This is a genomic window from Streptomyces sp. NPDC033229 (assembly GCF_055576875.1).
The window spans coordinates 293,176-305,965 of the sequence record NZ_JBVIQR010000002.1 but is presented as its reverse complement, the minus strand read 5'-3'; the positions used below and the strand labels follow the sequence as shown (position 1 = coordinate 305,965).

14 protein-coding genes are annotated in these 12,790 nt (G+C 72.5%); 6 read left to right on the top strand and 8 right to left on the bottom strand.

All coding sequences use genetic code 11. From position 1 onward, the window contains the following. Positions 1 to 39: 39 nt before the first annotated feature. The 3 genes from ACZ53N_RS03330 to ACZ53N_RS03320 all read left to right on the top strand — a co-directional run bounded on the left by ACZ53N_RS03330 (position 40) and on the right by ACZ53N_RS03320 (position 1,550). The gene (locus ACZ53N_RS03330; protein WP_469139258.1) at positions 40 to 675 is read left to right on the top strand and encodes a TetR/AcrR family transcriptional regulator; all 636 of its coding nucleotides are present in this window, start codon (positions 40 to 42) and stop codon (positions 673 to 675) included. A 174-nt stretch (positions 676 to 849) separates the two neighbouring features. Beyond that, positions 850 to 1,077: a DUF3107 domain-containing protein gene (locus tag ACZ53N_RS03325; protein WP_469139257.1), complete on the top strand. Its 228-nt coding sequence runs from the start codon at positions 850 to 852 to the stop codon at positions 1,075 to 1,077. Between the two features lie 191 nt (positions 1,078 to 1,268). After that, complete coding sequence (locus ACZ53N_RS03320; RefSeq protein WP_207303972.1) at positions 1,269 to 1,550, top strand: hypothetical protein; 282 nt, start codon at positions 1,269 to 1,271, stop codon at positions 1,548 to 1,550. A 189-nt stretch (positions 1,551 to 1,739) separates the two neighbouring features. Here the strand turns inward: ACZ53N_RS03320 and ACZ53N_RS03315 are convergent, their stop codons facing one another. Further along, positions 1,740 to 2,480, bottom strand: coding sequence for a ferritin-like fold-containing protein (locus ACZ53N_RS03315; RefSeq protein ID WP_469139256.1), 741 nt, complete (start codon positions 2,478 to 2,480; stop codon positions 1,740 to 1,742). 518 nt (positions 2,481 to 2,998) lie between these two features. Between ACZ53N_RS03315 and ACZ53N_RS03310 the strand changes: the two genes are divergently transcribed. Beyond that, positions 2,999 to 5,683, top strand: coding sequence for a DEAD/DEAH box helicase (locus ACZ53N_RS03310; RefSeq protein ID WP_469139255.1), 2,685 nt, complete (start codon positions 2,999 to 3,001; stop codon positions 5,681 to 5,683). 21 nt (positions 5,684 to 5,704) lie between these two features. On the opposite strand, the gene ACZ53N_RS03305 is transcribed toward ACZ53N_RS03310, so the two are convergent. Beyond that, positions 5,705 to 5,875: a hypothetical protein gene (locus tag ACZ53N_RS03305; protein ID WP_469139254.1), complete on the bottom strand. Its 171-nt coding sequence runs from the start codon at positions 5,873 to 5,875 to the stop codon at positions 5,705 to 5,707. Positions 5,876 to 5,942: 67 nt separating this feature from the next. Between ACZ53N_RS03305 and ACZ53N_RS03300 the strand changes: the two genes are divergently transcribed. Then, the gene (locus tag ACZ53N_RS03300; protein ID WP_469139253.1) at positions 5,943 to 6,797 is read left to right on the top strand and encodes an alpha/beta fold hydrolase; all 855 of its coding nucleotides are present in this window, start codon (positions 5,943 to 5,945) and stop codon (positions 6,795 to 6,797) included. Between the two features lie 168 nt (positions 6,798 to 6,965). On the opposite strand, the gene ACZ53N_RS03295 is transcribed toward ACZ53N_RS03300, so the two are convergent. Beyond that, on the bottom strand, positions 6,966 to 7,748 hold the full coding sequence (locus ACZ53N_RS03295) for a VOC family protein (RefSeq protein ID WP_469139252.1): 783 nt from the start codon (positions 7,746 to 7,748) through the stop codon (positions 6,966 to 6,968). Between the two features lie 200 nt (positions 7,749 to 7,948). Continuing rightward, positions 7,949 to 8,899: an NYN domain-containing protein gene (locus ACZ53N_RS03290; RefSeq protein WP_469139251.1), complete on the bottom strand. Its 951-nt coding sequence runs from the start codon at positions 8,897 to 8,899 to the stop codon at positions 7,949 to 7,951. A 206-nt stretch (positions 8,900 to 9,105) separates the two neighbouring features. Here ACZ53N_RS03290 and ACZ53N_RS03285 point away from each other — a divergent pair, with 206 nt between their 5' ends. Further along, complete coding sequence (locus tag ACZ53N_RS03285; protein WP_469139250.1) at positions 9,106 to 9,258, top strand: hypothetical protein; 153 nt, start codon at positions 9,106 to 9,108, stop codon at positions 9,256 to 9,258. A gap of 87 nt (positions 9,259 to 9,345) precedes the next feature. Here ACZ53N_RS03285 and ACZ53N_RS03280 read toward each other — a convergent pair whose 3' ends face one another. The 4 genes from ACZ53N_RS03280 to ACZ53N_RS03265 form a co-directional block, all read right to left on the bottom strand. Then, entirely contained in the window at positions 9,346 to 9,951 is a 606-nt protein-coding gene (locus ACZ53N_RS03280; protein ID WP_469139249.1) for a MarC family protein, read from the bottom strand. A 157-nt stretch (positions 9,952 to 10,108) separates the two neighbouring features. Further along, the gene (locus tag ACZ53N_RS03275; RefSeq protein ID WP_469139248.1) at positions 10,109 to 10,984 is read right to left on the bottom strand and encodes a PHP domain-containing protein; all 876 of its coding nucleotides are present in this window, start codon (positions 10,982 to 10,984) and stop codon (positions 10,109 to 10,111) included. A gap of 218 nt (positions 10,985 to 11,202) precedes the next feature. Continuing rightward, entirely contained in the window at positions 11,203 to 11,853 is a 651-nt protein-coding gene (locus ACZ53N_RS03270) for a DUF6758 family protein (protein ID WP_418099946.1), read from the bottom strand. Between the two features lie 265 nt (positions 11,854 to 12,118). Next, positions 12,119 to 12,715, bottom strand: coding sequence for a suppressor of fused domain protein (locus ACZ53N_RS03265; RefSeq protein ID WP_469139247.1), 597 nt, complete (start codon positions 12,713 to 12,715; stop codon positions 12,119 to 12,121). Positions 12,716 to 12,790 lie beyond the last annotated feature (75 nt).

The following is a 12,790-nucleotide window of genomic DNA, read 5'->3' as shown; positions in this document are numbered from 1 at the left end:
GCGGTGCACACCGTGCACGGAACAATCATGGGAGGCGGCGTGACAGCCATCGAGCAGACCGAGGCGCGCCCGCGAGGCACGCGCCTGCCGCGCCGAGCCCGACGTAATCAGCTCCTGGGCGCGGCCCAGGAGGTCTTCGTGGCGCAGGGGTACCACGCGGCGGCGATGGACGACATCGCCGAGCGCGCCGGCGTCAGCAAGCCGGTGCTGTACCAGCACTTCCCCGGCAAGCTGGACCTCTACCTCGCCCTGCTGGACCAGCACTGCGAGGCCCTGCTGCACGCGGTGCGCACGGCGCTCGCCTCCACCTCGGACAACAAGCTGCGCGTGGCGGCCACCATGGACGCCTACTTCGCGTACGTGGAGGACGAGGGCGGCGCCTTCCGGCTCGTCTTCGAGTCCGATCTGACCAACGAGCCGGCCGTGCGCGAGCGGGTGGACAAGGTCTCCCTGGAGTGCGCGACGGCCATCAGCGAGGTCATCGCCGAGGACACCGGTCTGTCGAAGGACGAGGCCATGCTGCTGGCGGTGGGCCTCGGCGGCGTCTCCCAGGTCGTCGCCCGCTACTGGCTCTCCAGCGAGAGCGCGGTCCCGCGCGAGACGGCCGTCCAGCTCCTCACCTCGCTGGCATGGCGCGGCATCGCGGGCTTCCCGAAGAACGCCCCCGAGCTCTGAGGCGGGTCCCGGCCGGTCTTCGGTGATCCACCCCTGTTCGCTGCGAGCGAGCGGAGACCGGCTCGGCTCGTCCCCGTACCGGGCTAGTGTGTGGAAGGTACGGCGCGGCTGACCGCGCACCCCTCCCCTGGGCTTCACCCCGGGGGACCCCACATCTTCGGAGGGACATAAGCCGTGGAGGTCAAGATCGGCGTGCAGCACGCACCCCGCGAGATCGTTCTGGAGAGCGGGCAGTCTGCCGAAGAGGTCGAGCGCCTGGTCGCCGACGCACTCGGCGGCAAGACGCCGCTGCTGAGCCTGGTGGACGACCACGGCCGCAAGGTCCTGGTGCCCTCCGAGCGACTGGCGTACGTGGAGCTCGGCGAGCCGACCGTCCGTAGGGTCGGTTTCAGCACGCTCTGAGTCCGCAGTCGGACGACAGTGACGAACGGCGGGGCCCCGGTGCGGAATTCACCGGGGCCCCGCCGTTCGTCGTACCCGTCGTCGTACCCGACGCGGCTACAGGGACGAGGGTTGCCGCGCACAGGCATGGGGTAAGACCGCTACGACCGATTTGCACCTGCTCCTCGGCCCCGCACGGGAGGGAAGTGACCATGATCCTCTGGGAAGCGCTCGGCTCGGTCCTCATCGGCCTCGCCGTCTCCTACGGAGCCCTGCGCTGGCTGCCCGAGCGTTACGGGCAGTTCCGCTCCCGGCTCCTGGCGCTGACCACCGGACCGGTCTCCGCGCTGTTCGGCGCCCTGCTGACCCACTCGGTCCTCGGGTCCGGCCACGCGGTGGCCACCCTGATCGCCTCCCTCTGCGTGGCCGTCGCCCTGCAGTCCCTGCTGCTGCGCCCGGCGAACCGGGCGCCCCGCCGATCAGCCACTGCTTGAAGCGGGCGCGCCCGGGTCCCCGCGCGCCGGCCGGCGCCCGTGCGCCGGCAGTGCGCGAAGCCGCTGCCAGGGCGTGTCCAGCGGACCTTGTTCATCAAGCCCGTCCGGCGTTCGAGGACGCGCCCGCAGGGCGCTACAGCCGCAGGCGGCAGCCGGGCGGCAGCCGGGCAAAGATCCGCCGGACAGGGCCTAGGCCGCGAGGCCCAGTGCGGCCATCCGCTTGGTGTGCGCCTCGGTGATGCGGGAGAACATCTTCCCGACCTCCGCGAGGTCGAAGCCGTCGGCCACCCCGCCGACCAGCATCGTGGAGAGCGAGTCCCGCTCGGCGACCACGCGCTGCGCCTGCGAGAGCGCCTCGCCCATCAGCCGCCGGGCCCACAGCGCCAGCCGCCCGCCGACCCGCGGCTCGGCCTCGATCGCGGCCCGGACCTTCTCGACCGCGAAGGTCGCGTGGCCGGTGTCGTCCAGCACGGTCAGCACCAGGGCGCGGGTGTCGGAGTCCAGCCGGGCCGCCACCTCACGGTAGAAGTCACTGGCGATCGAGTCGCCGACGTACGCCTTGACCAGGCCCTCCAGCCAGTCCGAGGGCGCCGTCTGGCGGTGGAACTCGTCCAGCGCCGCCGCGAAGGGCTGCATCGCGCCGGTCGGCTCCACATCGATCGCGGTGAGCCGGTCGCGCAGCCGCTGGAAGTGCTGGAACTCGGCGGTGGCCATCTTGGCCAGCTCGGCCTTGTCATCGAGCGTCGGCGCCAGCTTGGCGTCCTCCGCGAGCCGCTCGAAGGCGGCGAGCTCGCCGTAGGCGAGGGCACCCAGCAGGTCCACCACCGCGGCGCGGTACTGCGGGTCGGCGGAGGCCTGGGCCCAGTCCTGGGCGGCGATTCCGGTCAGTGCTTCGTCAGCGGGCTCGTTGGCCGTGTCGGGCGTCTCCATGAAAGGCACCCTAGCCCGCCCCGCTACAGGGGGAAGGCCCTGGTCAGCCACTTCATCCCCATCCGTCCGAAGGATTGTCCGGACACACATGCGCGTTTCCGGGGTACAGTGGTAATGCGCCTGCCGAGTATTCGGTGGGCTGTTCCAATGCTGTGTCTTCTGGAGACGCCACCCATCGGTCCCCAGAGTCCCAGCGGATGCCCGGTCGGTGGCCCGATCGGCTTCCACAAAACCGACCGCCCTCCGCGCGGTGCGTACGAGACGTACGCACATCTGGAGGGATCCGCTCGCGGCACGAGAGCTCGAGCGAAGGCAGTGGTCCCGCGCCATCCGGCTTCCCCAGGCCGGACAGTACCCCGGCGCGGTACGTACGACCCCCTTCGCCGCCTCGCGTCGCGTCTCACAGAAGAGGCAATCCGCTGACATCTCAGCCCACTTTCCGAGACCTCGGGATTCTCCCCGAAATCGCCGAAGCCCTCGAAGCCGTCGGCATCGTGCACCCCTTCCCGATCCAGGAGATGACCCTCCCGGTGGCCCTGGCGGGCTCCGACGTCATCGGCCAGGCCAAGACCGGCACCGGCAAGACGCTGGGCTTCGGCCTGCCCCTGCTGGAGCGCGTCATCGTCCCCGCCGACATCGAGTCGGGCCGGGCCAAGCCCGAGCAGCTGACGGACGCCCCGCAGGCCCTCGTGGTCGTCCCCACCCGCGAGCTGTGCCAGCAGGTCACCAACGACCTCCTCACCGCCGGCAAGGTCCGCAATGTGCGGGTCCTGGCGATCTACGGCGGCCGTGCCTACGAGCCGCAGGTCGAGGCGCTCAAGAAGGGCGTCGACGTGATCGTCGGTACGCCCGGCCGTCTGCTCGACCTCGCCGGCCAGCGCAAGCTCGACCTCTCGCACGTGAAGGCCCTCGTCCTGGACGAGGCCGACGAGATGCTCGACCTGGGCTTCCTGCCCGACGTCGAGCGGATCATCACGATGCTGCCGGCCAAGCGCCAGACGATGCTCTTCTCGGCGACCATGCCGGGCGCGGTCATCAACCTCGCCCGTCGCTACATGTCGCAGCCCACGCACATCCGCGCCACCGCGCCGGACGACGAGGGCCAGACCGTCGCCAACATCACGCAGCACGTCTTCCGCGCCCACAACATGGACAAGCCGGAGATGGTCTCGCGCATCCTCCAGTCGGAGGGTCGCGCGCTCGCGATGATCTTCTGTCGGACGAAGCGGACGGCGGCGGACATCGCCGACCAGCTCGCGCGTCGCGGCTTCGCCTCCGGCGCGGTCCACGGCGACCTCGGCCAGGGCGCCCGCGAGCAGGCGCTGCGCGCGTTCCGCAACGGCAAGGTCGACGTCCTGGTCTGCACCGACGTCGCCGCCCGCGGCATCGACGTCGACAACGTCACCCACGTGATCAATTACCAGACCCCCGAGGACGAGAAGACCTACCTGCACCGCATCGGCCGCACCGGCCGCGCGGGCAAGTCGGGTACGGCCATCACGCTGGTCGACTGGGACGACATTCCGCGCTGGAAGCTGATCAACAAGGCGCTCGACCTGCCGTTCGACGAGCCGGAGGAGACGTACTCCACCTCCCCGCACCTCTACGAGCTGCTGGGCATCCCGGCCGGCACCAAGGGCGTCCTGCCGCGTTCCGAGCGGACGCGCGCCGGGCTCGCGGCCGAGGAGATCGAGGACCTCGGCGAGACCGGTGGCCGCGGTCGCGGCCGCGGCCCGAAGCAGGCGTCCGCTGCCCCGGTGGCGGAGGAGCGCCCGGCCCGGACCCGTACCCCGCGTCAGCGCCGTCGCACCCGCGGCGGCTCGGACGCGGTCGCCGAGGCGGTCGCTCCGACGCAGGCCCCGACGACGGCCCCGATGACGGCCCCGACCGGTACGGAGCAGTCCGCCCCGGAGACGCCCGCGAAGCCGCGCCGTCGCCGTCGCACCCGTAACGGCTCCGGCTCCGGCTCCACGGCCGCCGTCACGCCCGTGACGACCGAGGCCACGTCCACCGAGGCCCCGGCCGGCAAGGCCCCGACGTCGGAGCAGCAGGCCGACCGTCAGCCGCGCCGTCGTCGTGCGCGTGGCACCCGGCCGCAGGGCGCCCTCGCGCCCCTCGCGCCGCTGGAGGCCGTGCGGAAGGACCCCGAGCCCGACTTCCAGACGGTCCAGACCGTTGTCGCGGCGGCCGCCACCCCGGTCATTCCGGCCCAGGCCACCGAGGCGGCTCCGGTCGCCCCGAAGCGGACCCGCGCCCGTAAGACCGTCGTGGCCGAGCCCGAGGCCGACTTCCAGACGGTCGCACCGGCCCCGGCCGTCGAGGCCGCCCCGGCCAAGCCCGCCCGCCGCACCCGGGCGAAGAAGGCCGCTGCTCCGGTCGAGACCGCTGCTGTCGTCGAGGCCCCTGTGGCTGAGGAGACCGCCGAGGTCAAGCCGAAGCGGACCCGTGCTCGTAAGGCCGTCGCCCCGGCCGCCGAAGCGGTCGTCGAGTCCGCGCCGGCCGTCGAGGTCGCGCCGACCGTCGAGGTCGCCGAGGCCAAGCCCAAGCGCACCCGCGCCAAGAAGGCCGTGGCCGCGGTGGAGACCGTCGCCGCGGAGGTCGCGGAGGTCGCGGAGACCAAGCCGAAGCGGACCCGCGCCAAGAAGGCCGCCGCTCCGGTCGAGACCGCTGCTGTCGTCGAGGCCCCTGTGGCTGAGGAGACCGCCGAGGTCAAGCCGAAGCGGACCCGTGCCCGTAAGGCCGTCGCCCCGGCCGCCGAAGCTGTCGCCGAGACGGTGGAGACGGCCGAGGTCGAGGCCAAGCCCAAGCGCACGCGTGCCAAGAAGGCCGTCGCCGCCGAGCCCGTCGCCGAGACGGCCCCGGTCGTCGAGGAGAAGCCGAAGCGGACCCGCACCACGAAGGCCGCTGCCGCGAAGGCGGAGGCCGCTGTGGCTGAGGAGGCTGCCGAGGTCAAGCCGAAGCGCACCCGCGCCAAGAAGGCCGTCGCCCCGGCCGCCGAAACCGTCGCCGAGACGGCCGAGGTCGCGGAGGCCAAGCCGAAGCGCACCCGCGCGAAGAAGGCCGTCGCCGCCGAGCCCGAGGCCGCCGAGGCGAAGCCGAAGCGCACCCGCGCCGCGAAGCCCGCGGCCGAGGTGGCCGACGAGGCCCCGACCAAGCCGAAGCGCACCCGCACCACCAAGCCCAAGGTCACCACCGAAGGCTGACGCACCATCACCGACGGCCGGTCACCCCACGCGGGGTGGCCGGCCGTCGGCGTATCCGGGATCAGGCCACGATCCCCCGTCCACCGCGACGGACGCTCCCGTGCTGCACCCGCCGACCGGGCCCGCCAAGTGGGCGACCGTGTCGGCGATCTCCCCGGGCCGGCCGTAGCGGCCCGGCGCGGTGAAGGACATGCTCCGATCGTCGTCCTCACAAGCCCGCGGGTCCGGCGGCCGTCGGACGTGGCGTTAGCCTCGTGCCATGAGCCGGCCGCCCTTCCTCGCCCTCCCCCCGCGCGCACGCGCGTACCGCCTCGCCACCTCGCGCGGAGAGTTCGCCGTGCACGACGCGCGCCCCACGCCACAGGAGCGCGGCACGGCGTTGCTCGTCCCCGGATTCACCGGCAGCAAGGAGGACTTCGTCGCGCTGCTGGAGCCCCTCGCGGACGCCGGGTACCGTGCCGTCGCCGTCGACGGCCGGGGGCAGCACGAGAGCGGCGGGCCGCGCGCGGAGGGCGCGTACGAGCAGGGCGAGCTGGCCCGGGACGTCCTCGCGCAGGCGGCCGCCCTGGGCGGTGACGTGCATCTGCTCGGGCACTCCCTCGGCGGGCTGATCACACGCGCCGCCGTGCTCGCGGACGCGTCGCCTTTCCGCTCGCTGACCATCATGAGCTGCGGTCCCGCGGCGATCTCCGCGGTGCAGCAGGACCGGACCCGGATGCTGATCCATGCCCTGACCACGATGGACATGGAGGCCGTCTGGCAGGAGATGCGGCGGGTGGACGCGGAGAACGGTCCCGCCGAGGACGCGGCCCCGGAGCTGGACGCGTTTCTGCACCGGCGCTGGATGGGCACTACGCCGGAGCAACTCATCGTGACCGGGCGCCAGTTGATCAGCGAGCCGGACCGCACGCCGGAGCTGGCCGGGGTGGCGCTGCCCAAGCACGTGATCTCCGGGGCGCTGGACTACGCCTGGCCGGTGGCGTCGATCGACGCGATGGCCAAGGAGCTGTCGGCGGTGCGCACGGTGATTCAGGGCGCGGGCCACTCCCCCAACGCGGAACGCCCGGCCGCCACGGCGGAAGCGCTCGTCCGTTTCTGGGACGTCGCGGACTGAACGCGGTGCCGCCGCGGGCGGGGCGTTGTTGCCGCCTGCGGCGGCGAGCGCCCTGCGGGCGCGTCCTCAATCGCCGGACGGGCTGATTCGGCTGAGCTCAGCCGAACAGCCTGTCCGGCGATTGAGGGGAGCGCACCGCCGCGCCCCCATGACCCGCCGGCCAGGCCACTAACACTCGGCCTGCGCCGTCACCGTGAAAAGCCCGCCCTCCGGGTCGCGCAGGGTCGCCTCGCGGCCCACCGACGAGCGGCCGGGCTCGGCGGCGACCGTGCCGCCCGCCGCAAGGGCCGCCTCCACGGCCTTCTCGACGTCGTCGACGCAGAAGTAGACGTGCCAGCGCGGCCTGACCCGGGGGTCGGGGGCCGCCTCGACGCCGCCGCCGCGCAGACAGGCCACCGTCTGCCCGCCGGCCAGCACCATTACCGCGTCGTCCTCGTAGCGGACCTCGATGCGGCCCGGCCGGTCCGTGGCCCATTCGAAGACCTCGCCGTAGAACATGGCGGCGGCGAAGGCGTCCCGGGTGCGCAGTTCCAGCCAGGCGGGCGCGCCGCCGCTGCCGATGTGCCACCCGGGCAGGACCTGGCCCTCCCAGAAGCCGAAGACGGCCCCCGCCGGGTCCGCCGCCAGGGCGGCCCGGCCGCGGCCGACGGCGATCGGCCCGACCGCGACGGTCGCGCCGCGCTCGCGGATCCGCGCCGCGACGACGTCGGCGTCGTCGACGGCGAAGTAGGAGGTCCAGGAGACGGGGACGCCCATGGACTTGGCGACGTTGCCGAGACCGGCGACGGGCTTCCCGTCGGCGAGCGCCACGGAGAAGGCCTCGCCCAGGCTGCCCGGCCGGAAGGTCCAGCCCATCACCGCACTGTAGAAGTCCTGGGCCGCGGTGAGGTTGCTGGTCAGCAGGCTCACCCAGCAGGGCGCCCCGCGCCCGGCACGGTCGGAGGCCGACATGGCCGATCGCCTCGTTTCTCTTCCGCACTTCACGACGGTCATGGGCGGCCGCGACGTCCGCGACCACGCCCCTAGCCAGGGTTCCACTCGCTTCCCCCGCGCGCATTCCGGCACGCGCGGGCACGCACGGTGATGTCACCGGGCCATGGGGCCTACTGCCCTACCTACGACCGTACGACTGTCTCCCGGCGGCCGCGGGTTCAGTACTGGGTGCGCAGGTGGTCCCAGAAGCCGTCCCGCAGTGCCCGCCGCAGATCCGCGTGGCCGCGCAGCGACAGGCCGAGCAGCGCCTCCGCCTCCACCAGCAGCTCCTGGTCGACGGAACCGGGCAGATAGGGGTGGCCGGGCAGCAGCTCGGCGAGCGTGGCGCGGCCGCGCGAGCCGAGCCACTGGGCGGCGACCCGGGCGCCGACGAACCGCACGTCGTCGCGGGTGGGGGCGGGCCCCTGGTGGACGGGCGCGTCGCCGAAGGGCTCGTAGACGGCTCGCCGGGTCACGTACGGCTTGCAGAAGTCGAGGTCGAAGGTGCGCTGGCTGTCGACCTCCCACAGCAGCGGCTCGGCCTGGTTCCGGCCGCCGACGGCCTCGATGCCCCAGAGGTGGACGCGCGCGCCGTAGCCCTGAGCGGCCTCGACCGCCGAGACGAGGTCCTCGTCACCGCCGATGAGCGCCGCGTCACTGATGGCGCGGTGCCGGGCGAGGGATTCGAGGTCGGTGCGGATGAGGGAGTCGACGCCCTTCTGCTGGTTGTTGGCGTTGAGGTTGCCGAGCCGGACCTTGACGTCGGGGAGCTCGGCGATGCTCTGCTGCTCGGTGGTGTGGATCCGGCGGCGGGCGCCGTCGTACCAATAGACCCGCAGCAGCCGGCTGTCGGGGAAGATCGTGCGGGCCCGGTCGATGAAGGCCTCGATGAGCCCCTCCGCGTCGAGGTCGAAGGTGCGCCGGTCCTCGGTGCCGGTGACGAGCCGCCCCGCCGCGGCGTAGACGTAGCCGGCGTCGACGAAGATCGCGTGGGTGGAGGGGGTGGTCGCGACCTCGGCCAGCACCCGGGTGAGCAGCTCGTTCGTGCGCTCGACACCGGCGGCGATCAGGGCGAGATCCAGGGGGCCGGGGCGTTCTTGGGGGCCGGTGAGGCCCTGCGTTTCATTCATACACATCTCATTGTCGTGGCGATCACGCAGCGGACACAAGCCGTCACACTACTGACCAGTAATTAGTCAAGTTAAAAATTTCCTTAGCGTAGGGAATGTTTGCAGGCATCACCTCGTTGGACACATGTAGAACGCGCCGCGCTGTCGCCGCGCGCGTCACTACTCATTGAAGTTCTCCTCAGGAGGATCAGACGAAGGGAGAAGCCTTGCGCTTCGAGATCATGCGCCTGGACGACGTCGACGGCTCCGCCGTGGACAGCACCGTCGTGGACGCCGCCTCCGTCAAGCGGATCGTGCAGCAGGCCGCCCAGATCGGCCAGCGCATCTATATCCGCCCGGCCGACACCTCGGTCCGGTAACGCCTTACGTTCGGCAACGGCCGACGCCCCCGTACGCTCGATCGTACGGGGGCGTTTCATATGCCCGGGGGCGGTTCGGCCGAGACGTCAGCTGCCGTTGATGACCTGGGTGACGCCGTTGATGATCTGCTGCACGGCGAGCGCCGAGAGCATCATGCCCGCGAGCCGCGTCACGAGCACCACGCCGCCGTCCTTGATGACGCGGATGATCAGCAGCGAGTAGCGCATCACGAGCCAGAGCACGATGTGCATCGCGGCGATCGCGGTCCACACCGACACCTGCCCGGCGAGGCCGTCCGCGTGCTGCACCGCGAGGATCACCGAGACGATCGCGCCGGGACCGGCGAGCAGCGGCATGCCCAGCGGCACGAGCGCGACGTTGACGTCCTTGGTCTGCGTCGGCTCCTCCGACTTGCCCGTGAGCAGGTCCAGGGCGATGAGCAGCAGGAGCAGACCACCGGCGATCATCAGCGCGGGCGTCGTGATGTGCAGATAGTCCAGGATCTGCTGACCGCAGATGCCGAACACGGCGATCACACCGAACGCGACCGCCGCCGCCTGCCAGGCCATCTTCCGCTGGATCTTGGCGGGACGGCCGGAGGTGAGGGCGAGGAAGATCGGCGTGATGCCGGGCGGGTCCATGATCACGAAAAGCGTGAGAAAGAGGGATCCGAAGACAGCGATGTCGAACACAGTGAGGGCCTTGCGGGAGTGGTGCGAGCGGGGAGGTGGGGAGCGCGAAGGAGCGCGGGTGCCGATGGCGTAGGAGTGGGTACGGGCGTACGGGCACGGTCGGTCCGTACGGGAACCCGGAGGACGGGCCTGGGGAGCCGGTGAGGCCCGGGGTGGGTCAGCCGCCCGCGCCGGGGACGGGGAACGCGCCCGTCGCGCGGCGCGTGATCTCGCCGTAGATCTCCGGGTCGGTCGTGTACTCGCCGAGCTCGCAGGTCTTGCGGCTGCCGTGGTAGTCGCTGGAACCGGTGGTCAGCAGACCGAGGTCGGCGGCGAGGCCGCGCAGCCGGGCGCGGGTCGGCTCGTCGTGGTCCATGTGGTCCACCTCGATGCCGTCCAGCCCCGCCGAGGCCAGGTCGGCTATCGCGCTCTCGGAGACACAGCGGCCGCGCCCCCGGGCCAGCGGGTGCGCGAGGACGGTGACGCCACCGGCGGCCTTGACCAGCCGGATGGCCTCGAAGGGGTCGAGTTCGTGCTTGTCGACGTAGGCACGGCCGTCATTGGCCAGCCAGTCGGAGGTGAAGGCGTCCGAGACGGTGTCGATCACACCGAGCTCGACCATGGCGGTGGCCACGTGCGGCCGGCCCACGGCTCCGCCGGCGGCGAGCTCCGCCACCCGCTCCCAGGTGACCGGCACGCCCAGCTCCCGGAGCTTGGCGACCATGCCGCGCGCGCGGGGCACCCGGTCGTCACGCACCAGCTCGCGCTCGCGGGCCAGCTCCGGCTCCAGCGGGTCGAAGAGGTAGGCCAGCATGTGCACGCCGACGGCGGCTTCCCCGGACGGGGAGGGGGCCAGGCGGCAGGAGAGCTCGGCGCCGGTGACCAGGGTCAGCCCCGCGGGGAGGGCCGCGATGGCCTCCGCGTGGCCGCCGACTCCGTCGTGGTCGGTCAGCGCGACGACGTCCAGCCCGGCGGCGGCCGCGTTGCGGACCAGCTCGGCGGGGGTGTCCGTACCGTCCGAGGCCGTGGAGTGGGTGTGCAGATCGATGCGCACGACACGGCTCCCACGGCAGGCGGTACGGACAGGACCGGTTCAGGATAGCCGTCGATTGAATACGGCCTGAATACGACCAGGTCCGGCCCGGTCAAGGGGCATGCGCGATCACTTACGAAAGCTTGGCGTGCGTGTCGCGGGCATCGGTGGAGGCGTGGCGTCCCGGGCATCCGGACCGCCTCGGCGCGGTCCGGATGGACCTCGGCTCCGGCCGGACCTCAGCGGGGCCCCGGCGACAGAATGCGCGGCGACAGCGCGCCGCACGGCAGCAGATCGACCTCCGCGCCCGCGTCGCGCAGATCGGTGAGCACCAACTCGTCGTACATCAACAGCCCCGACCGCTCCGGCCAGACGACGGCCCACAGCCACAGCCCGCGCGCCTCGCCCGCGAACACGGCCCGGTCATGGGGCACGCCCTCGACGTGCCAGAGGGGGGTGGGACGGCCGGCTGCGTGCACCTTGGCGGCCGGCGGGCGGTCCACGCACATATGGGGGCCGGGGTCCGGGCCGTCGATGCCCGCGTAGCGCGCGCCGAGGCCGACGCCCAGCTCCTCGGCGACGAGCAGCAGCTCACCGGGGCCGCCCAGCGGGCCGGGACCGGAACAGGCGACGGCGGTGGCACGCCCGCCGCTGCGGTCGTCACCCGCGCACGCCACGCCGGTGAAGAGCCAGCCCACCGGCAGGGGCCAGGGCATCCACACGGGGACCCGGGCCCGGTTGACCACGACGGCCAGCGCCTCGACGCTCGGCGGGACGACAGGCTGCAAGGGGTGCACAGCTCCGTGCACGCCGCACTGCCAGGAGTCGGCGAAGAGACCGGGCGCCCGCACCCGGCCACCGCACTTCGGGCAACTGGGTTCGCCCCTCATAGGGTCCAACGGTCCTCCGCGGTCGGCGCCGCGTCAAGGACGATCACCCGTCCGGGCGGAGTCATGGCGGAATCCCATGGGCGGCCCGTCGCTCTCGTCCCGTCCGCGTCGCATCCGGCACGGGGGCGGGGCGCGGAAGCCACTGCGCGCCCCACGGTGGCTGCGCGCCCCACGACGGCCGTGGTCAGCCGCGGTCCGGTCTGTTCAGCCGCACGGTCAGCGTGATCAGCCGCGATCAGACGGGGGCGGACGGAGTCGGACGGGGTCAGCCCAGCGGGACCCCGGCGCGCAGCGGATCGCGGAGATCGGTGCCGTGCCGCAGCCACCGCTCCTCCAGGGCCGCCGCGCCCTGCACCCGCTTCCAGGCCGCCTCATTGGGCGTCATCGGCAGCAACGGGAGGAAGCGGACCGGGTCCATCGGCTCGTCCAGCTCCAGGTCCTCGATCAGCCCGCCGGACTCGGCGACGAGCACGGACGTGAAGGGCGCCTCCGGCCAGAGCGGCTCACCGGTGTCCAGCGACGCGCCCGGCGCCACGATGACGCCCTCCACCTGCGGGGATGCGGCGAGCACGGCCAGTGGGCGGAGCACCTTGTCGGTGTCGGCCCGCCCCTTGCGGACGGTGAGGACCAACTCGGCGCGGGGGCCGCGCAGCGGGTCGACGAGAGTGGCGGTGGGGTCGGCCATGGGTTGGGCGGACATTCCGAGGGTGGCGTAGCGGACGACCTCGCCGTCGGGGTCGGAGGCGGTGAAGCGGAGGACCTCGATGCGGTCCGTGCCCAGGAAGGTGACCGCGGCGCGTGCGTCGGGCTCGCCCAGGGCCGTACGCAGCCGGGCCTCGACCAGTGCGAGAACGTCTGACATGCAGCGAGCATAGAACGCGTATCGAACGGGCAAAGGCGGGGTCCGGTGCGCCACGCGGCTGCTAGCCTTGACCTC